This is a genomic window from Staphylococcus sp. ZWU0021, assembly GCF_000798895.1.
Classification (GTDB): Bacteria; Bacillota; Bacilli; order Staphylococcales; family Staphylococcaceae; genus Staphylococcus; species Staphylococcus saprophyticus.
In genome coordinates this window covers 43,803-67,383 of sequence record NZ_JTLN01000023.1, presented here as the reverse complement: position 1 = coordinate 67,383, position 23,581 = coordinate 43,803, and the positions used below count along the sequence as shown (strand labels likewise).

21 protein-coding genes and 4 tRNA genes are annotated in these 23,581 nt (G+C 32.9%); 18 read left to right on the top strand and 7 right to left on the bottom strand.

What is annotated here, in order from left to right:
• Positions 1–67 precede the first annotated feature (67 nt).
• The 8 genes from L987_RS05330 to glmM all read left to right on the top strand — a co-directional run bounded on the left by L987_RS05330 (position 68) and on the right by glmM (position 4,847).
• Positions 68–143 (top strand) — tRNA-Val (locus tag L987_RS05330).
• 18 nt (positions 144–161) lie between these two features.
• Positions 162–245: transfer RNA gene (locus L987_RS05325), tRNA-Tyr, on the top strand.
• A 4-nt stretch (positions 246–249) separates the two neighbouring features.
• A tRNA-Gln gene (locus L987_RS05320) sits at positions 250–324 on the top strand.
• A gap of 3 nt (positions 325–327) precedes the next feature.
• Positions 328–400, top strand: a tRNA-Lys gene (locus tag L987_RS05315).
• 277 nt (positions 401–677) lie between these two features.
• The gene (rocF, locus tag L987_RS05310) at positions 678–1,583 is read left to right on the top strand and encodes an arginase (RefSeq protein WP_047503353.1); all 906 of its coding nucleotides are present in this window, start codon (positions 678–680) and stop codon (positions 1,581–1,583) included.
• Positions 1,584–1,721: 138 nt separating this feature from the next.
• The gene (cdaA, locus tag L987_RS05305) at positions 1,722–2,528 is read left to right on the top strand and encodes a diadenylate cyclase CdaA (RefSeq protein ID WP_011302634.1); all 807 of its coding nucleotides are present in this window, start codon (positions 1,722–1,724) and stop codon (positions 2,526–2,528) included.
• Position 2,529: 1 nt separating this feature from the next.
• Complete coding sequence (locus L987_RS05300) at positions 2,530–3,462, top strand: CdaR family protein (RefSeq protein ID WP_047503351.1); 933 nt, start codon at positions 2,530–2,532, stop codon at positions 3,460–3,462.
• Between the two features lie 29 nt (positions 3,463–3,491).
• Positions 3,492–4,847 carry a phosphoglucosamine mutase gene (gene glmM / locus L987_RS05295; RefSeq protein WP_002482671.1) on the top strand — a complete coding sequence of 452 codons (1,356 nt, stop codon included), beginning with the start codon at positions 3,492–3,494 and terminating at the stop codon, positions 4,845–4,847.
• Between the two features lie 339 nt (positions 4,848–5,186).
• Here glmM and L987_RS05290 read toward each other — a convergent pair whose 3' ends face one another.
• Genes L987_RS05290 through L987_RS05275 form a run of 4 tightly spaced genes read right to left on the bottom strand, consistent with a single transcriptional unit; the run spans position 5,187 to position 10,327 of the window.
• The gene (locus L987_RS05290; protein WP_047503348.1) at positions 5,187–6,290 is read right to left on the bottom strand and encodes a mannitol-1-phosphate 5-dehydrogenase; all 1,104 of its coding nucleotides are present in this window, start codon (positions 6,288–6,290) and stop codon (positions 5,187–5,189) included.
• Complete coding sequence (locus tag L987_RS05285; RefSeq protein ID WP_047503346.1) at positions 6,290–6,724, bottom strand: PTS sugar transporter subunit IIA; 435 nt, start codon at positions 6,722–6,724, stop codon at positions 6,290–6,292. The genes L987_RS05290 and L987_RS05285 overlap by 1 nt, the downstream gene beginning before the upstream one ends.
• Positions 6,725–6,729: 5 nt before the next feature.
• Positions 6,730–8,760, bottom strand: coding sequence for a BglG family transcription antiterminator (locus L987_RS05280; RefSeq protein ID WP_047503345.1), 2,031 nt, complete (start codon positions 8,758–8,760; stop codon positions 6,730–6,732).
• 40 nt (positions 8,761–8,800) lie between these two features.
• Positions 8,801–10,327 (bottom strand): PTS mannitol transporter subunit IICB, encoded by a 1,527-nt coding sequence (locus L987_RS05275; RefSeq protein ID WP_011302638.1) that lies wholly within the window; start codon positions 10,325–10,327, stop codon positions 8,801–8,803.
• A gap of 667 nt (positions 10,328–10,994) precedes the next feature.
• On the opposite strand from L987_RS05275, the gene glmS reads away from it, so the two are divergent.
• The 4 genes from glmS to L987_RS05255 all read left to right on the top strand — a co-directional run bounded on the left by glmS (position 10,995) and on the right by L987_RS05255 (position 15,342).
• On the top strand, positions 10,995–12,800 hold the full coding sequence (gene glmS, locus L987_RS05270) for a glutamine--fructose-6-phosphate transaminase (isomerizing) (RefSeq protein WP_047503342.1): 1,806 nt from the start codon (positions 10,995–10,997) through the stop codon (positions 12,798–12,800).
• A 415-nt stretch (positions 12,801–13,215) separates the two neighbouring features.
• A complete protein-coding gene (locus L987_RS05265; RefSeq protein WP_047503340.1) occupies positions 13,216–13,572 on the top strand; it encodes a DUF2200 domain-containing protein in 357 nt (118 codons plus the stop codon).
• A 60-nt stretch (positions 13,573–13,632) separates the two neighbouring features.
• Positions 13,633–14,418, top strand: a complete 786-nt coding sequence (locus L987_RS05260) for an ABC transporter ATP-binding protein (RefSeq protein ID WP_011302641.1) — start codon at positions 13,633–13,635, stop codon at positions 14,416–14,418.
• A 66-nt stretch (positions 14,419–14,484) separates the two neighbouring features.
• Positions 14,485–15,342 carry an HAD family hydrolase gene (locus L987_RS05255; RefSeq protein WP_047503338.1) on the top strand — a complete coding sequence of 286 codons (858 nt, stop codon included), beginning with the start codon at positions 14,485–14,487 and terminating at the stop codon, positions 15,340–15,342.
• Positions 15,343–15,458: 116 nt separating this feature from the next.
• On the opposite strand, the gene L987_RS05250 is transcribed toward L987_RS05255, so the two are convergent.
• The gene (locus tag L987_RS05250; protein WP_047503336.1) at positions 15,459–16,565 is read right to left on the bottom strand and encodes a hypothetical protein; all 1,107 of its coding nucleotides are present in this window, start codon (positions 16,563–16,565) and stop codon (positions 15,459–15,461) included.
• 131 nt (positions 16,566–16,696) lie between these two features.
• On the opposite strand from L987_RS05250, the gene L987_RS05245 reads away from it, so the two are divergent.
• Positions 16,697–17,428 carry a metallophosphoesterase family protein gene (locus L987_RS05245; RefSeq protein WP_011302643.1) on the top strand — a complete coding sequence of 244 codons (732 nt, stop codon included), beginning with the start codon at positions 16,697–16,699 and terminating at the stop codon, positions 17,426–17,428.
• Positions 17,429–17,609: 181 nt separating this feature from the next.
• Here L987_RS05245 and czrB read toward each other — a convergent pair whose 3' ends face one another.
• Together czrB and L987_RS05235 are read right to left on the bottom strand one after the other, a co-directional pair.
• On the bottom strand, positions 17,610–18,575 hold the full coding sequence (gene czrB, locus L987_RS05240) for a CDF family zinc efflux transporter CzrB (protein WP_047503333.1): 966 nt from the start codon (positions 18,573–18,575) through the stop codon (positions 17,610–17,612).
• Between the two features lie 19 nt (positions 18,576–18,594).
• Positions 18,595–18,894, bottom strand: a complete 300-nt coding sequence (locus tag L987_RS05235) for an ArsR/SmtB family transcription factor (RefSeq protein ID WP_011302645.1) — start codon at positions 18,892–18,894, stop codon at positions 18,595–18,597.
• A gap of 153 nt (positions 18,895–19,047) precedes the next feature.
• Here L987_RS05235 and L987_RS05230 point away from each other — a divergent pair, with 153 nt between their 5' ends.
• From L987_RS05230 to L987_RS05210, 5 genes are all read left to right on the top strand, one after another.
• A complete protein-coding gene (locus tag L987_RS05230) occupies positions 19,048–19,707 on the top strand; it encodes an NAD(P)-binding oxidoreductase (RefSeq protein WP_011302646.1) in 660 nt (219 codons plus the stop codon).
• Positions 19,708–19,837: 130 nt separating this feature from the next.
• Complete coding sequence (locus tag L987_RS05225; RefSeq protein ID WP_002482685.1) at positions 19,838–20,536, top strand: FadR/GntR family transcriptional regulator; 699 nt, start codon at positions 19,838–19,840, stop codon at positions 20,534–20,536.
• Between the two features lie 605 nt (positions 20,537–21,141).
• The gene (locus L987_RS05220) at positions 21,142–22,080 is read left to right on the top strand and encodes a type I phosphomannose isomerase catalytic subunit (RefSeq protein WP_002482686.1); all 939 of its coding nucleotides are present in this window, start codon (positions 21,142–21,144) and stop codon (positions 22,078–22,080) included.
• A gap of 24 nt (positions 22,081–22,104) precedes the next feature.
• On the top strand, positions 22,105–22,332 hold the full coding sequence (locus L987_RS05215; RefSeq protein ID WP_011302647.1) for a hypothetical protein: 228 nt from the start codon (positions 22,105–22,107) through the stop codon (positions 22,330–22,332).
• Between the two features lie 206 nt (positions 22,333–22,538).
• A complete protein-coding gene (locus L987_RS05210) occupies positions 22,539–23,519 on the top strand; it encodes a YeiH family protein (protein ID WP_011302648.1) in 981 nt (326 codons plus the stop codon).
• The last annotated feature ends 62 nt before the right edge of the window (positions 23,520–23,581 follow it).

Below are 23,581 nucleotides of genomic sequence, written 5' to 3'. Positions count from 1 at the left end.
GCGGTTAAGACACCGCCCTTTCACGGCGGTAACACGGGTTCGAGTCCCGTCGGGGTCATACATATTAGGAGAATTAGCTCAGCTGGGAGAGCATCTGCCTTACAAGCAGAGGGTCGGCGGTTCGAACCCGTCATTCTCCACCATTCTTAATTGAACAGCTTGGAGGGGTAGCGAAGTGGCTAAACGCGGCGGACTGTAAATCCGCTCCTTCGGGTTCGGCAGTTCGAATCTGCCCCCCTCCACCATTAATGGGCTATAGCCAAGCGGTAAGGCAATGGACTTTGACTCCATCACGCGCTGGTTCGAATCCAGCTAGCCCAGCCATTAGAGCCATTAGCTCAGTTGGTAGAGCATCTGACTTTTAATCAGAGGGTCAGTGGTTCGAGCCCACTATGGCTCACTCTTAAGTACTTCTCATATGAGAAGTACTTTTTTTATGTTTTAAATTAATTATCGCTTTGTTGAAATTAAATTTATCATTTTCTTTTTATACAATATTATGATTGAAAATAGTAAAAACAGTGTTTTTATCATCATTTTATTGAATGATAAATCATTAAAGTGGTTTTATATGTAAAAAGAAATGAAATAGCTAAATGTACTGTATTACCCAAGGTTGAAAACTCAAACGCTTTAGATTATTCTAGTAACAAGATAACAACAAAGGGGTTTTATAGATGAACAAAACAGTAGAAATTATAGGTGCACCATCTACATTTGGACAAAGGAAATTAGGGGTAAACCTTGGTCCAGATGCAATACGTTATGCTGGTATAGTAGCAAGAATTGAAGCGATTGGATTAACTGTAAAAGATTCTGGCAATATAAATGTACCAGAACTTAATTTAAATAAATTCAATTCAGAGCAACAAGGACTACGAAATTTAGAGGAAATTATTGAAACATCTGAAACATTAAGTCAGTCTGTTTCCAATAGTATATCAAATAACCATTTTCCATTAATTTTAGGTGGTGACCATTCTATTGCGATTGGTTCTATTTCTGGAGTCAGTAAGCATTATGAAAATTTAGGAGTTATATGGTATGACGCGCATGGAGATTTAAATATACCAGAAGAGTCACCTTCAGGAAACATCCATGGTATGCCTTTAAGAATACTTGCTGGCGATGGGGATGACAAGTTAGTCAACATTGCTAATTATGCGCCCAAAGTAAAACCTGAGAATATCGTTCTCATTGGTATGAGAGACTTGGATGTAGGCGAAAGACAATATATTAAAGACAATAATATTAAAACATATACGATGGCTGAAGTAGATAGATATGGTATTAAACAAGTCATTAAAGAAACAATAGACTACTTGAAAGAAAAAACAGATGGCATTCATCTATCTCTGGATGTTGATGCTTTAGATCCAGTTGAAACACCTGGTACAGGTACTAGAGTATTAGGTGGACTAACTTATCGTGAAAGTCATTTTGCGCTAGAATTTCTACATAATTCTAATTTAGTAACTTCAATGGATCTTGTAGAAGTTAACCCATTAATAGATCATAATAATGATACAGCTGAACAAGCTGTTGGGCTTGTAGGCAGTTTCTTTGGAGAAACGTTATTATAAATAATAAAGCAAACTGATGTAGATGCATTCTACATCCGTTTTCGTTTATTTTAGATAAAAAATAAATACTAAATATGACAGTTAGTGTTATGATTGGTATAATAGGTAACATGGGAACAGATAACCGGAGGAGATGTTATGGATTTATCCAACTTTTTTGACGACTGGAGTACAGTAAAAATTATTGCTAGTGTACTCGATTTACTCATCGTATGGTATGTACTTTATCTTCTCATTACAGTTTTTAAAGGTACCAAAGCCATTCAACTATTAAAAGGTATTGTCGTGATAGTGATTGGCCAACAATTGAGTAAAATGCTTAACTTAACAGCAACATCCCGTTTATTTGATTTAGTTATTCAATGGGGTGTATTAGCATTAATTGTAATATTCCAGCCAGAAATCAGACGTGCCTTAGAACAACTTGGTCGAGGCAGTTTATTCAAACGATATTCTACGAATTTAAATAGTGATGAAGATAAATTAATATCATCTGTGTCAAAAGCTGTACAATATATGGCTAAACGTCGTATAGGTGCTTTGATTGTTTTTGAAAAGGAAACAGGTTTACAGGATTATATTGAAACTGGTATTGCTATGAATTCAGAAATATCACAAGAATTATTAACGAATGTGTTTATACCAAATACGCCATTACACGATGGTGCAATGATTATTCAAGCAAATAAAATTGCAAGTGCAGCAAGTTATTTACCGTTATCTGATAGCGCAAAAATAGCAAAAAGTTTAGGTACAAGACACAGAGCAGCAGTTGGTATCTCAGAAGTATCAGATGCATTTACTGTAGTTGTATCTGAAGAAACGGGTTCGATTTCTGTTACATTTGATGGTAAATTGAGAAAAGATATTTCTAATGAAGCTTTTGAAGAACTACTAGCTGAACATTGGTTTGGCACACACTTTCATGAGAAAGGTGTGAACTAATATGTTAGAAAGTAAATGGGGTTTAAGATTAATCGCATTGATGTTAGCTGTATTATTTTTCTTGTCAGCTAATAACATGTTTGGAAATATTTTTGATGCAGATAACTTAAGTCAAAAATCATCTGAAACTATTCAAGATGTGCCAGTTCAAGTGAAATACAATAATAAAGAACTTTATGCAAGTGAAGTTCCAAATAAAGTAGATGTTGAAATTTCTGGACCACAATCACAAGTTTTAAAAGCAGAAAATGGTGAAAACATTAGAGCTATTTTAGATCTTAGTGGTGAAAAAGCTGGTAAACATACAGCTCAATTTAAAATTAATGGATTAAACAAAGATATTGATTACACAGTGAAACCAAAAGAAACAACTGTTTCACTGGAAGAAAAAGTAAGTAAAACATTTAAAATTGAACCAGATGTAAGTAATAATGATTTGAATTCTAACTATAAAATAAGTGAACAAAGCGTTTCACCTGATACAGTTAAAGTTACAGGTGGACAAAAGCAACTAGATAAAATCGCTTATTTAAAAGCTACTTATAAAAACAAAAGTAAAGTTTCAAAAGACACTACAGACGTTGCGAAAATAACAGCATTTGATAGAAACTTAAACAAAATTGATGTTTCAATTGACCCTAATGAAGTCAATTTAAGTGTTAAAGTAGAAGATTATAGTAAAAAAGTAAAAGTGAAAATGAAATCTGTTGGTTCGCTTTCAAATGGACAAGAAGTTAAAGATATTAAATTAGATGATAACGAAGTTGAAATCTATGGTAACAAAGACGACTTAGATGACATTGATGAAATTACTGCAAGAATTAATTTGGATGGCGTTTCAGATACAACTGAGAAAAAGGTAGATTTCCAAGTTCCAGATAAGGTCACAAAAGTTAGTCCGAAAGATACCACTGCAAAAATAACAGTTAAATAGATTTTTAAAATAAAGGAGATATATATATAATGGCAAAATATTTTGGTACAGATGGCGTAAGGGGCGTTGCAAATAAAGAATTAACGCCAGAACTTGCGTTTAAATTAGGACGCTATGGTGGCTATGTTTTAGCACATAATGAAGGTGAAAAGCATCCTAAAGTACTAGTAGGTAGAGATACACGTGTTTCTGGTGAAATGCTAGAATCTGCTTTAATTGCTGGATTGATTTCTATTGGTGCAGAGGTTATGCGTTTAGGTGTTATTTCAACACCTGGTGTGGCTTATTTAACACGTGAAATGGAGGCTGATCTTGGTGTAATGATTTCAGCTTCTCATAATCCAGTACCAGACAATGGGATTAAATTCTTTGGTTCTGATGGATTTAAATTATCAGATGATCAAGAACAAGAAATCGAACATTTATTAGATCAAGATAACCCTGATTTACCAAGACCGGTTGGCGAAGACATCGTACATTACTCAGACTACTTTGAGGGCGCGCAAAAATATATTAGTTATTTAAAATCGACTGTAGACGTTGATTTAGCAGGTATGAAAATTGCACTAGATGGTGCACATGGTTCCACTTCATCACTTGCACCATTTCTATTTGGTGACTTAGAAGCTGATACAGTAACAATTGGATGTAATCCTAACGGTTATAATATTAATCAAGAAGTAGGATCAACACATCCTGAATCACTTGCTAAAGTCGTTGTAGAATCTGAGTGTGATTTTGGATTAGCCTTTGATGGTGATGGTGATAGATTAATTGCTATCGATGAAAAGGGAAATATCGTAGATGGTGATCAAATTATGTTTATTATTGGTCAAGCTATGAGTAAGAATCAGGAATTAAATAATAATATGATTGTTTCTACAGTTATGAGTAACTTAGGTTTCTATAAAGCACTTGAGAATGAAGGTATCCAATCAAATAAAACAAAAGTTGGAGATCGTTATGTTGTTGAGGAGATGAGACGTGGTAACTATAATCTTGGTGGAGAGCAATCAGGTCATATTGTATTAATGGATTATAATACAACGGGTGATGGCTTGTTAACAGGTGTACAACTTGCAAGTATCATTAAAATGACTGGTAAAAGCTTGAGTCAACTTACAAGTCAAATGAAGAAATATCCTCAATCATTAGTCAACGTTCGTGTTACTGATAAATATCGTGTTGAAGAGAATATAGATGTACAGGAAATAATGACTAAGGTTGAAGTTGAAATGAATGGAGAAGGCCGTATCTTAGTAAGACCATCAGGTACAGAACCCCTTGTTCGTGTAATGGTTGAAGCTGCGACAGATGAGGATGCGCAACGTTATGCCAATACAATTGCTGAAGTAGTCCAAGATAAAATGGGCTTAGACAATTAATATATTTTAAAGGAAAGAGACTGAGACATAAATAGATGCCTCAGTCTCTTTCTTAATAGAGTAGTAGATGTTATTGTATTGAAAATAGTTTAATATTATATAAGCTAAGGCACATGTATAAGACTACTAGAATGATTAATGATTACATGAGCTAAGCTCATGCATAAGAACTACTAGAATGATTAAGGATTACACGAGCTAAGCTCATGCATAAGAACTACTAATTCACATAAAATGTGAAAGTAGTTCTAAAAAGTGGCTCTAAAAATAATTTTGATATAAAAAAGCACGAATAGGCTGAATTAAGCTTATCCGTGCTTTTTTAATTATAGATTAATTTTACAATACATTATATTCTTTTACTATTTCTGAAGTTAATTGATCATCTGTTTTAGCAAATGATTTCAAGAAGCCTTCTACACCATGTTTATCAATGTGCTCATTTTTTTCAACTGTTTCTTGATCATTGGTATCATCATATTTTAATAATAATGCCGCTGTTTTGATGAGTGCATCATGTTTCAAATTATTTTGGTATAAATAAGATAGTGGTTTAATGATTCTATCTTGTGGTCCGATTTTACGCATAGTGCCTCGTCCAACACGTGTTACTTCGTCTGATAAATTAGGGTTTTTGAAACGACCAATGATTTTATCAACGTATTGAGCTTGTTCACTTTCTGTAAAATTGAATTGTGTTGTAATATATTGACTTGTTTCTTTTAGAACATTTTCTAAACCATGTCTAATATTATCATCATTAACAGCATCTAATATTGTTGGTTGGCCATAAAATCTACCTGCATAAGCAAGATAAGCATGACCAGTGTTAACAGTGAGTAATTTACGTTCAATGTATGGCGTTAAATTGTCTACATATTTAATATGATCTAATTCTGGACCAAACCAAGCATCTTTTTCAATTACCCATTCGTAAAATGGTTCAACGATAACATCTAAAAGATTGTCATTTGTTTGTAAAGGAACGATGCGATCGACAGCAGAGTTTGCAAAGTGAATATGATCACCTAAAGGACCAGTGATATCTAAAATGGCATCTTTTAATGTATTTGTGGCCATTATTGCATTTTCACAAGCAACAATATTAACTGGCGTCTCTTTTTCCTTTAAATAAGGTGCAAATGATTTTGCAATAATAGGCAAGATATTAACGCCTACAGCAGTAGTAATTAAATCTGCTTCTAATACGGCTTGTTTTAGGCTTTCAGAAGGGCCACCTGAATTAATTGCATCGACATTATGCACACGTGTAGTTGTTTTTGCTTCATCTGCTAGGATGACATCATATTGATGTTCTTTATCTAAAGCATTTATAATTTCTTCGTTCACATCAGCAAAAGTAACTTTTACATCGTTATCCGCAAGAATATATCCAATAAAACCACGACCAATATTACCTGCACCAAAGTGTAATGCTTTCATTATGCTTCAGCCTCCTCAAAGACTTGTTTGATTTCTTCAGCAGATGATGCATTAATAATACGATCAACGTTTTCTTCTTCACTAAAAGTAATCGCAATTTTAGAAAGTAAATCTAAATGTTCGCCATCTTTACCAGCAATACCTACGACAACTTTAACTTCTTCACCTTCCCAATCGACACCTTCAGGAATTTGAATTAAAGTTAGACCAGATTTTAATACGCTTGTTTTAGCTTCATCTGTACCGTGTGGAATGGCTAAACCATTACCCATAAATGTAGATACAACTTGTTCACGATCTTTCATAGCTTGAATATAATCTTCAGTCACTGCACCGCCAGATACTAAGGCATGACCTGCTTTTTCAATAGCTTCGTTTTGATCCTTTACTGTTTGGTTAATAAAAATGTTTTCATTGCTAAATAATTCGCTCATTGTCTTCACTCCATATTTAATAAATTTTGTAATTGTATCAGATAACTTTGCTTCAATAAAACTTGAAGTTGTTCGGGTCTTTCCATAAATCCATCGATATTATCAAGATGCCCTACCATTTTTCCAGATATTTCACTTACCAATTGAGACATGGTGTCATCGGGAGGTACAAACATATTTAATAAATATCTCACGGATTGATTGCCATTTTGATTACTTTTAAGCACAATAGGCTCATTTAAAATCGTTATAAGTATGAATGGTTTTTTGATGATATCATTTTTTAAATGAGGTATAGCGATAGGGTAGGGTTCTAAAACAAACCCTTGACTGTCCATATGTTGCTTAATAAGTTCAGCGAATGACGGCCCATCCGTAATAATTTGATGTGATAATAATGTTGATGTTAAATACTGACTCCAATCTGATACCATTGTGTAGTCAATATTTACCGAATCGATAATTTCTAAACCTTTTCGTATATAATTTAGTTTGTCTTCAGGATTTAAAATATTATGATGCTTCGGTTCAATAGCTTGATGCTTAAATTGATGTTGCTGTGTATTTAAGAACGCTGCAACATGATTGATATCTGCATCAGTTAGTAGGGGATTTACTGTAATATAAGGGGTTGTAATATCGATATCTACAGTAGAAATAATTGCATCAAATTGTGATGTATCCATTTTTTTTAAATCACCCACAGAAGCCTGTGTAGTTTTTTGGATTTCGCTAAAGGTTTGTTGCAAACGCGTAGCAAGTAAACGACTCGTACCTATACCACTACTACATACGACCAGCACATTATATAAGTGAGCACCTTGGCTTTGAATAGCGCCGCCAAAATGTAAAACAATAAATGCAATTTCACTATCTGGAAATGTAAAATCTGGCCAAGTTTGTAATAAGGCGCGATGTACACTTTCAAATAATCGCGGATATTTGTGCTTAATCATTTCAGTTAATGGATTATATGTTTCAATATTGGCATTTAATCTATTAATAGCTGGAATGATATGCAATTTTAAACCTTCGCTTAAAGTTTCAGTATCTTTAAATGTTTGGTGTGAAAAATGCGTGACTGACTGTATGAATTTTTCGATTTTTGATTCATCTTTACTGTCTTTAAATACTTCTGCAGATTCTTTTCGTTTTGCGCCGCGGAGGTGAATCGTAATAAAAGTCACTTCGGCTTGATTAAACTGAACCCCGTATATATGCTCAAGATGTAGTGCAAGCGCTTGTGCCACCTCATGTTCAAATGAATCTTTAACACTTTGATAAATATCGTCGTTCAATGCAACATACTGACCATTTAACATCCGATCAATACTTAAGACGATATGCACTGTAAGGGTTAAATAACTAGACTCAGTCAATGAGTAGGGCAATTGATCGAGATGGTCCATAAGAATTCGTTCAATTTGGAAAATCTTATCCATATCTACCATAGCTAGTTGGGATTGATTAATAGATTGATAAACAAAGTGATTTTCGATTACGGAATAAACACTGGTACTATTTAGGTTATTGACCATTAATTGACTTAATAATTCACGTTTTTTAGATTCTGCGCCATGTAATTGAATACCTTCTCCACGTTTTTTGTGTAAACGTAATTGATATAAATCAAGTTCCACATCGAGCTCATCTAAGAGTTTCGTTAGTGTTTGATTCGATACACCAATTTCTTGTGCCAATCCATATTGTTTAATAGGGGTATCAGATTGTATCAATGCATATAAAATGATTACTTTTTGTTCTTCTTGTGATAAATCTATGGTGTTTTCATGCAATAAGGCATGTTTCAGTGAAGATAGAGCACCTTCACTTGTATTGAGTTGTATGCCTTTTTTTGTGACGCGCTCTAATGCTATATCAAAATTAGATAGGAACGATTCAATTGATTTTAATTCTCTATGAATAGTACGAGAGGATACAGCTAAGTTTTGAGCAATGTCGTAAATTGTGACATATTGACCGTGATATTTAATTAACATTTCGATAATTTCTTTTTCACGTGTACTCAAAAACATAGCCATACCCTCCAGTATTGTTCTATATAGTGATTATTTATTATTTAAGATTTTCAAGTAATTCATCATATCTAGGAGAGTTTAAGAAATTATCTACAGAGATATGGATTGCATTTGGAACTTGTTTGATTGCTCTGTCAGTAAGTTTCTTCTGAGTGATAACAAGTTGTGCATCGCTAGGCAATTGATTGATTGCAGTATTTGTAACATTTACATCTTGGATGCCTGCTTTTTTAAATTTATTACGTAACATACTTGCACCCATAGCACTTGATCCCATACCAGCGTCACAAGCAAATATAACATGATTCACTTTACTATAATCATGTGCGTCTACATTTTCAGTATCATAATTATCTAACAATGCTTCTTCTGATTGTTCTTCATTATTTTCTGAAGTTGAAGTAGAAGCGGTAGTTGAAGTTGCATTATTATCTTCATTCCCTTTTAGCTTAGAAGATACACTTGATTTTTTCCCTTTTGAAGCTTCCATTTTTTCGGTAGCTGCTTCTAAGTCTTCTTCAGGCTCTTTTGTGAATTTCAAAATAAGTGCTGCCACGATAAATGATACGATTGCTGCTAAGAGTACACCAAGCACCATGTGTAAGAATTCACCTTTAGGCGCGTTCAACATATAAACGATGAATGAACCAGGTGAGGCAGGACTCTTGAAGCCGAAATCAAGTAATGAATAAGTTGCCACACCAGTCATACCACCTAAGATTACAGCGATAAATAATAAAGGACGCATTAATACGTATGGGAAGTAAATTTCATGAATACCACCTAAGAAGTGGATAATCCCTGCGCCATATGATGTTGCTTTTGCTGTACCTTTACCAAAAATCATATAAGCAACTAAAATACCAAGACCAGGTCCAGGGTTAGATTCAATTGTGTATAAGATAGATTGTCCAGCAGATGCTGCTTGATCTGCACCAAGTGGTGTGAAAACCCCATGGTTAATTGCATTGTTCAAGAAGACAATCTTAGCAGGTTCAACGATAATACTTACTAATGGAAGTAAATGTGCATGTACCAATGCTTCAACAGCAAGTGACAAGATATGCATAATAAATTCCATAATTGGAGCTAATATTTTAAATCCAACAATAGTCATGATGAATCCTAAGATACCAGCTGAGAAATTATTGAATAACATCTCAAAACCTTGTGGTGTTCTAGGTTGAATAAACTCATCTGTTTTCTTCATTAACCAACCTACAAGTGGTCCCATAATCATAGCACCAAGTAACATTGGTGTATCAGGTAATGCTACGATAACACCCATAGTTGCAACAGCAGCAATAATACCACCGCGCATTTCGTGAATTAAACGACCACCACTATATGCAATAAGCAAGGGAATTAAATATGAAATCATAGGTCCAGCTAATTCACTTAAATCTTTATTAGGCCACCAACCACCATCAATAAAGATTGCAGCGATAAAGCCCCATGCGATAAATGCACCGATATTCGGCATAATCATACTACTTAAAAATGAACCAAATGCCTGTACCTTACGTCCAAGACCTTTGTTTTCTTGCGTCTCTGTTTGTGACATAGAATTGCACCTCTTTTTCTCTTTTTATTTATAACTTTATTGTATGGGGGTACAGGGGAATAAACAATAGAAAGTAATTTCAAATTTGTCACAGTATCTTTGACAAGTTTGTGAATATAACTGGACACTTCATAAATATGGATATTACATGTTAAATGTCACTGATTAAGCACAAAGTTATTTTGTAAATAAATTGTTAATAAATTATTTGCATTAAGTAATAAGAACATTGTACAATTAATAATATTGATAGGAAGGAGGACAGTTTAAGCGTTAGTTCAATTAAAGCGCCTGTACAAGTGAAGAGGTTATGTGTTTGTAATTTAAGGTTTATAACAGAAATCTTAATAGACACGATAATCGAAGTTTGTAGACGAGGAGGGTAGTTATCGAACCATCGGCGGATGCTATCCCGGATGTGGCTCATTCGTTAACTTATTAAGGAAAACATTAGGGTAACCTGGTGCACAAAGTTAATAAGATAGCCAAAAATTAAATATAAAAATATACGGTGAATGAGATAACCATTGCCATCAAGGTATTTTCAATTTCTATATGATAAATATAGGGAGAAGTCTGCCTTCGATGGTTTATATTAAATTGGACAGGTTCGAATTCGCTAGAAGTTCAATTATCTCTTCACCATTAAATTGGAGGAAATTTTAAAATGTGTGGAATTGTTGGATATATTGGGCAAGATAATGCCAAAGAATTATTATTAAAAGGTTTAGAAAAATTAGAATATAGAGGTTACGACTCAGCTGGTGTAGCAGTGGTAAATGATGAAGGTACTTCAGTATTCAAAGCAAAGGGTCGTATCGCAGAATTAAGAAAAGTTGCAGATAGTGAAGCTACTGACGGTAATGTAGGTATTGGTCATACACGTTGGGCTACACATGGTGTGCCAAATTATGAAAATTCACATCCGCATCAATCAACGACGGAACGTTTTACATTAGTTCATAATGGTGTAATTGAAAATTATGAAGAATTAAGAAACGAATACTTATCAGATGTATCATTTATTTCTGAAACAGATACAGAAGTCATTGTTCAACTTGTAGAATATTTCTCAAATAGTGGCCTTGATACAGAAGCAGCATTTACAAAAGTTGTTTCACTATTAGACGGTTCATACGCTTTAGGATTAATTGATAATGAAGATAAAGATACAATTTATGTAGCTAAAAATAAATCACCATTATTAATCGGTGTAGGTGATGACTTTAACGTTATTGCATCAGATGCAATTGCTATGTTACAAGTTACAAATCGTTATAAAGAAATTCATGACCATGAAATCGTTATTGTTAAACGTGACGAAGTCATTATCAAAAATCAAAAGGGTCAAGTTCAAGAAAGAGAAGCATATACTGCACAAATAGATGCAGCAGACGCAGAAAAAGGCGTTTATGATCACTATATGTTAAAAGAAATTCACGAACAACCTGCAGTGATGCGTCGTATTATCCAAGAGTACCAAGATGAAGAGGGTAACTTGAAGATGGATCCAGAAGTGATTAAAGATGTTGCCGAAGCAGATCGTATCTATATCATTGCTGCCGGAACAAGCTATCATGCTGGTTTAGTAGGTAAAGAATTTATTGAAAAATGGGCTGGTGTCCCTACAGAAGTGCATGTTTCTTCTGAGTTTGTATATAATACACCTTTACTTTCTGAGAACCCACTATTTATCTACATTTCTCAATCAGGAGAAACAGCAGATAGCCGTGCCGTGCTTGTTGAAACAAACCGCTTAGGTCATAAATCATTAACAATCACTAATGTAGCTGGTTCAACATTATCACGTGAATCAAATCATACATTATTGTTACATGCAGGTCCTGAAATTGCAGTAGCATCTACTAAAGCTTATACAGCACAAATTGCAGTATTATCTATCTTGTCACAAATCGTTGCTAAAGAGCATGGTAAAGATGTTGATGTAAGTTTATTACGTGAATTAGCAAAAGTAACAACTGCAATCGAAACAATCGTAGATGATGCAGATATTATGGAACAAATTGCAACAGATTTCTTAAGAACAACGCGTAATGCGTTCTTTATCGGTCGTACTGGAGACTACAATGTCAGTTTAGAAGGCGCATTAAAATTAAAAGAAATTTCGTACATTCAAGCTGAAGGATTTGCTGGTGGTGAATTAAAACACGGTACGATTGCTTTAATTGAAGAAGGTACACCAATTATTGCACTTGCTACACAAGAAAGAGTCAACTTGTCTATTCGTGGTAACGTTAAAGAAGTAGTTGCACGTGGTGCAAACCCATGTATTATTTCAATGGATGGCTTGAACAAAGAAGGCGATTCATATGTTATTCCACATGTGCACGAACTATTAACTCCATTAGTTTCAGTTGTTGCATTACAATTGATTTCATACTATGCAGCATTACACAGAGATTTAGATGTTGATAAACCACGTAACTTAGCTAAATCAGTAACAGTTGAATAAAGAGCATATGATTAACAGCTAATTAGTAGTGCTATTGTAATATCTAATTTAAATGCATGAAATCATATATTGTATAAATAGGGCAAGAATGAAATCAAACTTAAAGTTTTGATTTCATTCTTGTTCTTTTTTTATAATAAAAAATATGACTTTGATTTATATTTCAGTGATATACAGTGCAATAGGCAGTATATTGAGAACTAAATGTTTGAGGTATGTAGTTAAATGATAGTTATTGTGGATTAATCATGAATTGTATTGTTTTAAATGAGTAGCACTAATATAAATCAACGATAACGATTACAATCAAATTTGAACTTTAATTATTATATAAATCAAAATATTTTTAAAATGTTATTATGTTTATTATGCTTATCATCATAACTAGATAAACTTTAAAAGTGAGTTGAATATAGTGGAAAAACCTAAAATTTATTCTATGGCTTTTGGAAAAGTATACGATTTATTAATTAAAAAAGTAGAGAAAAAGGATAGAACCAAACAAGAAGCGGATGAAATTATAAGATGGATGACAGGTTACACGCAATCAGAGATTGATCGCTTGGTTGCGGATGGGACAGATTATGAAACATTTATAAATCAAGCGCTTAACTTAAATCCAGAGCGAACAAAAATAACGGGTGTCATTTGTGGTGTACGTGTAGAAAATATGGAAGCCTCCGTTATGAAAGAAATTAGATATTTAGATAAAATGATAGATGAACTGGCAAAAGGAAAGGCATTGGATAAAATATTTAGACAACACAAATGATCGAATAAAGGTGATTTGTTAAGTCATGTTAGAAATTGCATAAGAGAAAAGGGGTATAACATGTTAATTGACTTGAAAAATATATCACGTAGAAAACAAGGTAAGGAAATCATTAAAAATGTGAGCTGGCAAATTAACGAAGGTGAAAAATGGATGCTTTATGGCCTAAATGGTGCTGGTAAGACAACATTGCTAAACATATTAAACGCCTACGAACCAAATACTGCTGGAACGATAAACTTATTTGGCATGCAACCAGGAAAAGTGGGCTATTCTGCTGAAACAGTCAGAGATTACATAGGGTTTGTTTCAAATAGTTTAATGGATCGTTTTCAAGATGGCGAATTGGTGCGAGATGTTGTAATTAGTGGCATATTTAATTCCATAGGTGTATTTAAAACTATAGAACCACATCATATTGAATTGGCACAACAATATTTAGAACAAATGGGGATGCGTGATTTTGAGTCAAAATACTATGGTTATCTATCTACAGGAGAACGTCAAAAGGTACTTATTGCTCGTGCGCTGATGGGTCACCCCAAATTACTTATTTTAGATGAACCAGCATCTGGCTTAGATTTTATAGCACGAGAAGATCTGTTACAAGCGCTCGAAAAATTATACCAACAACAACCTGAATTAGCTGTTATATATGTGACGCATTTTATTGAAGAGATTACACAAGATATACAAAAAGGCTTTTTACTGAAGCAAGGTAAGAATTATAAACAAGGTAATATTAAAGATATTTTAAATAGTGATGTTATGAGCAACTTTTTTAATAGAAATGTCAATGTACGCTATCAAAATCAACGCTACGCACTATTTATGAATAATGTGTAGATTGCACATTAGCATAGTTAATGCCATAATTTAAGATGATCATATGTGATGGAGGATTATATAAAAATGGATAATGTTAAGGCAATATTTTTAGATATGGATGGCACGATTTTACATAAAGATAATCGTGTTGATTTAGAAACAACAGAAGTTATTCAACAATTAAGAGATAAGGGATATAAAGTCTTTTTAGCAACAGGTCGTGCACATAATGAAATACATTATCTTGTTCCTGAATCATTTGCAGTCGATGGTATTATTAGTTCAAATGGTACTTTAGGAATGGTTAAGGATAGCGTTTTATTTAAGCACAGCTTGTCTTACAATGCTGTAATTGACATTGTACAACGCGCACAACAAGAGGCAATCTATTATGAAATATTCCCATTTGACAGTAATCGTATTGTTTTACAGGAAGATAAAGCATGGGCAAATGCATTATTTGAACCAGCCACGCCACCGGGTGATGTAGGTGTTTCCGAATGGTCTTCTCGAAAAGCTTCGCTCGTTGATAAGGTAGATTGGGAAACAAGTATACCTGAAAAATCATTTTCAAAAATTTATTTATTTTCACCAGATATTGAAAAAATAACAAACTTTAGAAATAACTTATTAAAAGATCAAGATAAGTTACAAATTAGTGTGTCTAATTCTTCACGTTGTAATGCTGAAACGATGGCATATCGTATTGATAAAGGGACGGGTATAAAAGAAATGATTGAGCATTTCGGCATCGCGCAACAAGAAACATTAGTGATTGGAGATAGTGACAATGATAAAGCTATGTTTGCATTTGGTCATTATACTGTCGCTATGAAAAATGCACGTCCTGAAATTCAAGCTCTAGCAGATGATGTGACTGATGATACTAATGAAGATAATGGTGCAGCACGTTATTTAAAAGCACGTTTCTTACAAGATTAAATGATAGGCATAGAGAAAATAAGGTAGTCATCTAATGGCTAAATGAAAAAGAGTCCGGGACATCTATTTTTGTCCCAGACTCTTTTTGCATCTGCGTGATTATTTTTCGAATGATATTACTTGTCAGTTTTATTTAGATTGTTTTTTAAATCTGATGTTTCATCTTTGACTTTGTCTTGCATGTTTTCAGATTGCTCAGTAACATTCGATTTTGTCTTTTCAGTTGTATCCGTTACACTGTTGCTTGCTTCAGATTGCTTACTTTCTAGTTCATTATCTATAGGTTGTTTTGACTTTTTATTTTTCTTAACTTTTGTAGTTTCAATGCTTTCACCATTACGATTATAGTACTGAATAATCGCTAATATATTTGTATAGTAAACGATTAATCTAATGATAATCACAATGACTGTAACAATGTAAATAATTACCATTGCTAATGTTTGAGACATACTACCAGTAAATATAGCAACCAATTGACTAATTGGATTAGCAAGTAGGATGACGATTAAATTTAGTAATAATAAACCAAGGTAGAATTTGAACCAAGTTTTTTGACCATTTTTAATGCCTTTAAATCCTCTTTTTACTGATGACCATGCACCATTACTAGGTTCTTTAACAAAAGCTAAAGTATAATTGATTGCGATAATCGCTAAGAACCAGTAAATGAATGATTGAATAAATAATACGATTGTTGCTGCGACAATTTGGTAAGCAAGAGACCATCCAAGTGCATGATCAGAACTACTTAATGGTCCTTGTAATGCTGAAAATAGTTGAACGATTCCTAAATTTAGTACTTTTGAAACTAGTAAATTAAGTAACAATGCGATAATAACAAAAACTAAAGTAAATAAAGAAAATTTTAATCCTTTTAAGTATTTGCCTTTTTTAAATGTTGAAAATAAATCTTTGAAATTTACCTTGTCTTTATTTAAAGCTTTGTCTATAGTGTAGATAGTTCCAGCTATTAATGGGTAACCAATAAATATAAATACGATTAATGGTATGAGTATTGCAAGTACAAGTGAAAATATGGCGCCACCGATAGGTTGTTGCATAGCCATTGCCATTAACAATTTATAAATAGCGGGTTGTACTGGCATAAATGTCAGGACTGTTAAAGCAAACAATATTATAAAACTTACAATTGTGAACATTAAAATTTTAGCATTTTGGGGTTTTGCATTTTGTAATGCTAATTTATGAAATTTAAACAAATTTTAAGCACTCCTTTTTAGTCATAAACATACGATATCAAAAATTTGATAATTTTAAAATTAATAGGTAACAAATTGGCAATAAAATGTTAAAATGTCCTAATGAGAAAAAGTTGAAAGGAGATATCATCATGAAATTTGCAATAATTACTGATGTTCATGGAAATTTTGATGCATTAGAAACTGTTTTAGATGATATTGATAGAAGAGAAGATATCAATAAGATATTTAACCTGGGTGATAATATCGGGGTTGGACATGAAACGAATAAAGTACTTGATGAAATTTTTGACAGAGATGATATGGAAATCATCGCGGGTAATCATGATGAAGCGGTGATGTCGATAGTGAATGACACACCTTATCCTGAAGACTTAAAAGACAAATTTTACGAACATCACCAATGGATTGAAAGTCATTTAGATGAAGATTATTACGACAGATTAAATGAACTACCACGTGTGATTGAAAAAACATTTAATCAAAAAAAAGTGCTGTTTATTCATTATGAAATACCAAATGAACAATTAACTACACCGATTGATGGTCAACCATATAGTCCAATTGTGGAACCTAGTGAAGAAAACATAAAAGCTTTGTTTGAAGATAAACAAGCAGATTTAATCGTGTTTGGTCACAACCACACTGTACATTTATATGATGATAAATCTACAGTTTATTTTAATCCGGGCTCTGTAGGTCTTAATAATGGTGCATATGCAGTTTATGGTATTGTAACGATTGATGAAAATGAATTTTCAATTGAACGTGTTAAAGTCCCATATGACAATGAAGAATTTATAAGAGGATTTGACGAGAAACAAGTACCAGCTAAAGCGCTGATATTTGATAAATTTTTATAAACACGTAATTTAAACCTATATATGCTGTATATAGGGGTAGACTATCAATAATGAAATCCCAAGTAGTGATTAATATTAGAAGTAGTAGAAATGCTAAATTATACTAAAGAAGCGAGCATGCGAAATCGACTTTGACTTTCGTACACTCGCTTTTTTTAATTTGTTTAATTGGTCAAGATTTTTAATGATCATGTGCATGATTGTGTGCAGTAGTTTTATATATAGATGAACATAACGTCTCATCGTCATGTTGGTGATCTTTGGTTTCTAACTGAATCGTCATATGTTGAATATTCAATTGTTGTAGTTTGTGTTCTATTTTATTTAACAATTGCTCACCTTGAGCTACTGACATCTCATGAGGGACAACAGCGTGACAACTTAATGCATTTAATTCATTAGATATTGTCCAAATGTGACAATCATGTACGCTTTGGATTGCATCCTCTTCCTTAATAGTGGCAATGACTTCAGACATATTTATATCGATAGGTGTACCTTCCATTAAAATGTTTAATGAAGACTTTGTAATGCCCCAACTACTTTTAATAATTAGCAGTGACACAATGATACTAGCTATTGGGTCAGCTATCGTTAAATTTAAAGTCCATATGAGTATCGCAGCGATAATAGCTCCAACAGAACCTAAAAGGTCTCCCATAACATGTAAGAAAGCACCACGCATATTAATGTTATGCGATGTATCGCCACCTCTAAACATTAATAAAGCAACAATGATGTTGACTATCAGGCCAGTAACGCTGATGATAAACATTTCAGTCGATTGTACTTCTACTGGATTAAAGAATCTTTCAATAGCTTCAATAATGATAATGATACCAATGACAAAAAGTGTTACGCCATTAAAAAGTGCAGCTAAAATTTCGAACCTTTTATACCCAAAAGTTTTATTTTTATTTGCATATTTTTCGGCATAGATAAAAGCAAGGAGTGCGACACCAAGTGAAATTGTATCACTAAACATGTGTAAACCATCCGAAAGTAAAGCCAAACTATTTGCTAAAAAACCACCGATTATTTCGACAATCATAAAACTACCAATAATTAAAAAGCTGATAAGCAATATTTTTTTATTATTAGTGTGTACATGACCGTGAGCATGATTATGTTCGTGATGTTCTGACATATGAATATCCACCTTTCAATTATTGTTTATGTGAGGCATGATGAATTGCTTGTTTTATTAAAGTAGTCACATGCGTATCATCTATTTGATAAATCATAGATTGCCCATGGCGATTCGATTTCACTAAATGTGCTTGTTTAAGAATACGTAATTGATGTGAAACATTTGATTGGCTTAAATTTAAAGTGTGTGCGATGTGACCTACACTACATTCGCCTTGAATCAAAAGGTGCATGATACGTAGGCGATTACCTTCGCTTAACGCTTTAAAAATATCGGTGACATATGTTACCGTTTGTTCATTAATTGATTCCGCCATATCTACTAACCTCATTTCTTCACATTAATATATGAATATTTGTTCATATATTAATATAATTTTGTTGAATAGTCAATGTTCAAAGCACAATAGTTTTAAAAATATGTAGAAGTGTTAAAATGAATTTAAGATTTTATTGAAGGAGGCTATATAATGAGTACATTAGTTATAGGTGCAAATGGTGGCGTAGGTCAATATTTAGTAAATCAATTAAAAGAAAGTGGCGAATCATTTGTCGCAGGTGTTAGAAAAGAAGAACAAGTGCAAGCTTTAGAAGACAATGGTGTGAAAGCGACATTGATTGATGTTGAAGCTGATGATATTGAAACGTTAACTCAAAAGTTACAAGGATTCGATAAAATTGTATTTTCAGTAGGATCAGGTGGTAGCACTGGTGCAGATAAAACAATTAGCGTAGATTTAGACGGCGCTATCAAATCAATTAAAGCCAGTGAAGCAAACCATGTAAAACAATATGTCATGGTGTCTACTTATGATTCTAGAAGAGAAGCTTTTGATGCAAGTGGTGATTTGAAACCATACACGATCGCGAAACATTATGCAGATGAATATCTTAAACAAGCGGATGTAGGTTATACAATTGTGCATCCGGGTATATTGTTAAATGATTCTGGCATAAACAAATTTGCAGCAGATGCATTTTTCGAAGATAAAGGTTCAATTCCACGCGAAGATGTTGCTTCAGTCATTAAAGAAGTACTTGCAACGGATGATTATATAAATACTGAATTTCAAGTTGTGAGCGGTGAACAATCAATCGAAGACGCATTAGACCAGTTTAAAAATAAATAAAATATAATTAAATAAAGAACCAATTTACATGATGGTGTAAATTGGTTCTTTTTTGTTAGAAATAATTGCTTTTTTAAGCAAATTACGAGCGAAAATTTGATACAATAAATTATATCGCTTGGAGGTTAATATGAATATTTCAAACCCAAAAATATATGAACAAGTTGCAGATATCATTTTAGAAAATATTAAATCTGAGGATTATCAGGTTGGTGATAAATTACCGTCTATCCAAAAATTAAGTAAGCAATTTGGAGTAAGCACAGCGTCAGTGAGGGAAGCGTTGAATGCACTGAGAACGATAGGCGTAATAGAAATGAAACAAGGATATGGTACTTTTATCAAACAAATTGAGCCTACTTTTTTTGAATTTGGGGACAAATTCAATTCTTTAGTTCAAATAAAAGAATTATTAGAACTAAGAGAAATTGTTGAAAGTGCAACAGTAGCAAATGCTGCACGATACCGTAATAAAGCAGATTTAGAAAAGCTAGCGACAGCATTGTCTGTGATGGGGGAAGCAGTAATTGATGGCACTTCAGGAGAAAAAGCAGATTTAGAATTCCACCTTGCAATCGCACATGCAGCTCAAAATTCATTATTAGTAGAGTTATTAAATAACATATCAGAACTTATGCAAAATTCAATGGAAGAAACTAGAAAAATATTTATCTATGATAAACAAAAAACAATGACTAAATTACTCGAAGAACACGAGATGATTTATCATGCCATTTTAGAGCAGGATGATAAGACAGCAGTTAAAGCCATGCAATCTCACTTACTCGAAGTAAAACAAACCATATTAGCTAACTTCAAAGAAACATAATAAAAAAAGCGCCATTTCACATGATAATATGAAAAGGTGCTTTTATCATGTTGTGTGGATTTTAGTAATTTTAGAGCAAGGTACTTATACATACATGAAATAGTGTCCAATAGTCAGCGTATTTTACATCTACTACTAAATAGAAAAGGGGCCTAAGACACCTATTTATGTCTCAGACCCCTAATAGCAAATTTTATAATTTGAAAAAGTAATCAGCTTTTCCAAATAATCATAAATTAATACAATACCTTATATGTAAAAACAGATAGAGTTTGTAAAAAACTCTATATCTAATTATAAAGTCAATTAGATTGTATTGGCAAGTCCAAACAAGAAAAATTTCCGGCGATAATATAATCGTTCATTAAAATGATTCGTCATGTGATTGTACAAAATAGAATGAACTACCAATTTAAATGGGTCGTTGATATAATAATAAGTGATTTTAAATATATTGAAATACGCGTATAGTCATTTATACTCTCAGTAATTATGTGATACAATCACACTAGTTCTGTAAAAAAAGATGAATTTAAATGAGAACATTCACTTAAAAAATATAATTTTAAATATGATTACAACTTAAGAATTTGGAGGTGCGATGAATGCCGTTATTTTTAAAACCAATTTTTCATGAAAAAATATGGGGTGGCAGTCGATTAAAAGAATTTGGATATGATTTACCCAGTGATTATATCGGAGAAGTTTGGGGGATTTCAGCACATCCAAATGGCAAATGTGAAATATTAAACGAACCATATCGTGGGCAAACACTAGATCAAGTATGGGATGAACATCGAGAACTATTTGGTGATTTTCCGAGCCAAGAATTTCCATTAATGACTAAAATTGTAGATGCCAGAGAATCTTTATCTGTACACGTACATCCAGATGATGCGTATGCATATGAAAATGAGAATGGACAATATGGTAAGTCTGAATGTTGGTATATTATAGATGCTGAAGAAGACGCTGAAATTATATATGGATTAAATACCCAATCGAAAGAAACAGCAATTGACAAGATTGATGAAGCGGATTACGATTCGTTATTTAATAAAGTGAAAGTTAAAGCGGGAGAATTCTATTTTATACCTGCTGGAACGATTCATTCTATTGGCGCAGGTGTACTTGTTTACGAAACGATGCAATCATCTGATGTGACTTATCGTGTGTTTGACTATGACCGTGCACAAGATTCAGGCGATAAACGCGAATTAAATCAAGTTAAAGCGAAAGAAGTAATTGAAATCGCAAATGAAAGTATTAATATACCAACAGATACTGAAATCATTGAAAATCATAAACGTACACAACTTGTTTCTAATGACTTTTTTACAATTGTAAAATGGAACATTTCAGGTACATTAAATTATATGAAACCAAGAGAGTTTGTATTGATTTCTGTGCTCAAAGGTGAAGGTCAAGTCATTATTGATGGTGAAGTATTCGATTTAGTACAAGGACAGAATTTTATATTAACGTCTGATGATTTAGATACAATATTTGAAGGTCAGTATGAATTGATTGTAAGTTACTTATAGAGATAGAAGTGGGAGTGCATTAAAATGATTAAGTTTTTATATGTATCACTTGTATGTGGTCTTTTATCTGGTGCAGGCATATTTTTAAAGACGGATATATTTCCTTCGATGGCTGTTCCAATGATTTTTGGTGTAATAGGAATTATTGCAGCATTGATTACAATACCGGATAAAGAAATAAATGGTATGCTCAAATTCGGTGGTGTGTTAATTAATACGATGCCAATTCTGGGCGCTTTAACGTTAACTTAATAATGTATAAATTGAGTATCTTTGCGATTGCGTGAATGATACTTTTTTTATGAATTTTATAAAATATGGAGAGACAATGTGTGATTAGCAATAAAGTTCTTAAACATAAGTTTAATTTTTCTTTATAACACCGTGTACATTTCAATATTTACAGTTTAGATAAGCTGAAATATGTTAAAATAGTATTTAAATTGGAGGTGGCAAGATTGGATAAAGCAAGAGGCCTCATTATGACTTTAGTAATCGCAATGGTCGCTACAATTATGGGCAGTAAATTCCCTATCATTGGGAGTGCTATATTTGCAATCATAATAGGTATTTTAATTAATAATATAATAACAATCCCTAAAAAATATGATGCTGGTATAAAATTCAGCAGTAAAAAAATATTACACTATAGTATAGTCGTGTTAGGGTTTACATTAAGCTTCCAATCTATTGGCACCATCGGTTGGAGATCTTTACCAATTATTTTTGTTACATTGTTTGCAGCGGCATTAATTGTTTATGTATTAATGAAACTGTTTAATATTAATGAACATTTAAGTATATTAATTGGGGTAGGGACTTCCATATGTGGTGGTTCAGCAATTGCCGCAACGAGTCCGGTTATAAAAGCAAAGGAAAGTGAAGTTGCATTTGCTATTTCGACGATTTTCTTATTTAATCTCATAGCAGTGTTCATCTTCCCACCAATTGGTCATATCATGCATATGGGACAAGCGACTTTTGGTTATTTTGGAGGAACGGCGATTAACGACACGTCAAGTGTCATTGCAGCAACTTCTAATTACGGTAAAACTGCATTGGAAACAGGGGCCGTTGTTAAATTAACACGTACGTTAATGATTATTCCAGTCGTTTTATTTTTTACATATAGAACTATTAAAAAAGAAAAAGAGAAGCAATCGCACACATCCATAGCTAAAATCTTCCCATGGTTTATTGTTTGGTTTGTCATAGCATCATTGATAAGTACAATTTTCAATTTTTCACCATCAGTGATTCATATGTTTCAACAATTATCGTTATTTTTAATTACAATAGCGATGGCTGGTATTGGTTTGAATGTGGATTTCAAACAATTTAGACAAGCGGGTATCAAACCTATATTACTTGGTTTAGTGACTTGGATCGTTGTTATTATTACAAGTTTAATCACTATGAAATTAATCAACTTATTGTAATGTTTGTTCTATAAGGTGATTTTTCATATAATAGGAAAAATAGAATTTTTATATGAGATAAG

Coding starts and splice junctions, on each gene's coding strand:
- L987_RS05290 (WP_047503348.1), bottom strand. CDS start 6,290: ATGAAAGCATTACACTTTGGTGCAGGTAATATTGGTCGTGGTTTTATT.
- L987_RS05225 (WP_002482685.1), top strand. CDS start 19,838: ATGAATATTTCAAACCCAAAAATATATGAACAAGTTGCAGATATCATT.
- czrB (WP_047503333.1), bottom strand. CDS start 18,575: ATGTCAGAACATCACGAACATAATCATGCTCACGGTCATGTACACACT.
- L987_RS05235 (WP_011302645.1), bottom strand. CDS start 18,894: ATGGCGGAATCAATTAATGAACAAACGGTAACATATGTCACCGATATT.
- rocF (WP_047503353.1), top strand. CDS start 678: ATGAACAAAACAGTAGAAATTATAGGTGCACCATCTACATTTGGACAA.
- L987_RS05280 (WP_047503345.1), bottom strand. CDS start 8,760: ATGTTTTTGAGTACACGTGAAAAAGAAATTATCGAAATGTTAATTAAA.
- L987_RS05255 (WP_047503338.1), top strand. CDS start 14,485: ATGGATAATGTTAAGGCAATATTTTTAGATATGGATGGCACGATTTTA.
- L987_RS05220 (WP_002482686.1), top strand. CDS start 21,142: ATGCCGTTATTTTTAAAACCAATTTTTCATGAAAAAATATGGGGTGGC.
- L987_RS05230 (WP_011302646.1), top strand. CDS start 19,048: ATGAGTACATTAGTTATAGGTGCAAATGGTGGCGTAGGTCAATATTTA.
- L987_RS05275 (WP_011302638.1), bottom strand. CDS start 10,327: ATGTCACAAACAGAGACGCAAGAAAACAAAGGTCTTGGACGTAAGGTA.
- L987_RS05245 (WP_011302643.1), top strand. CDS start 16,697: ATGAAATTTGCAATAATTACTGATGTTCATGGAAATTTTGATGCATTA.
- glmM (WP_002482671.1), top strand. CDS start 3,492: ATGGCAAAATATTTTGGTACAGATGGCGTAAGGGGCGTTGCAAATAAA.
- L987_RS05260 (WP_011302641.1), top strand. CDS start 13,633: ATGTTAATTGACTTGAAAAATATATCACGTAGAAAACAAGGTAAGGAA.
- L987_RS05285 (WP_047503346.1), bottom strand. CDS start 6,724: ATGAGCGAATTATTTAGCAATGAAAACATTTTTATTAACCAAACAGTA.
- cdaA (WP_011302634.1), top strand. CDS start 1,722: ATGGATTTATCCAACTTTTTTGACGACTGGAGTACAGTAAAAATTATT.
- L987_RS05215 (WP_011302647.1), top strand. CDS start 22,105: ATGATTAAGTTTTTATATGTATCACTTGTATGTGGTCTTTTATCTGGT.
- L987_RS05300 (WP_047503351.1), top strand. CDS start 2,530: ATGTTAGAAAGTAAATGGGGTTTAAGATTAATCGCATTGATGTTAGCT.
- glmS (WP_047503342.1), top strand. CDS start 10,995: ATGTGTGGAATTGTTGGATATATTGGGCAAGATAATGCCAAAGAATTA.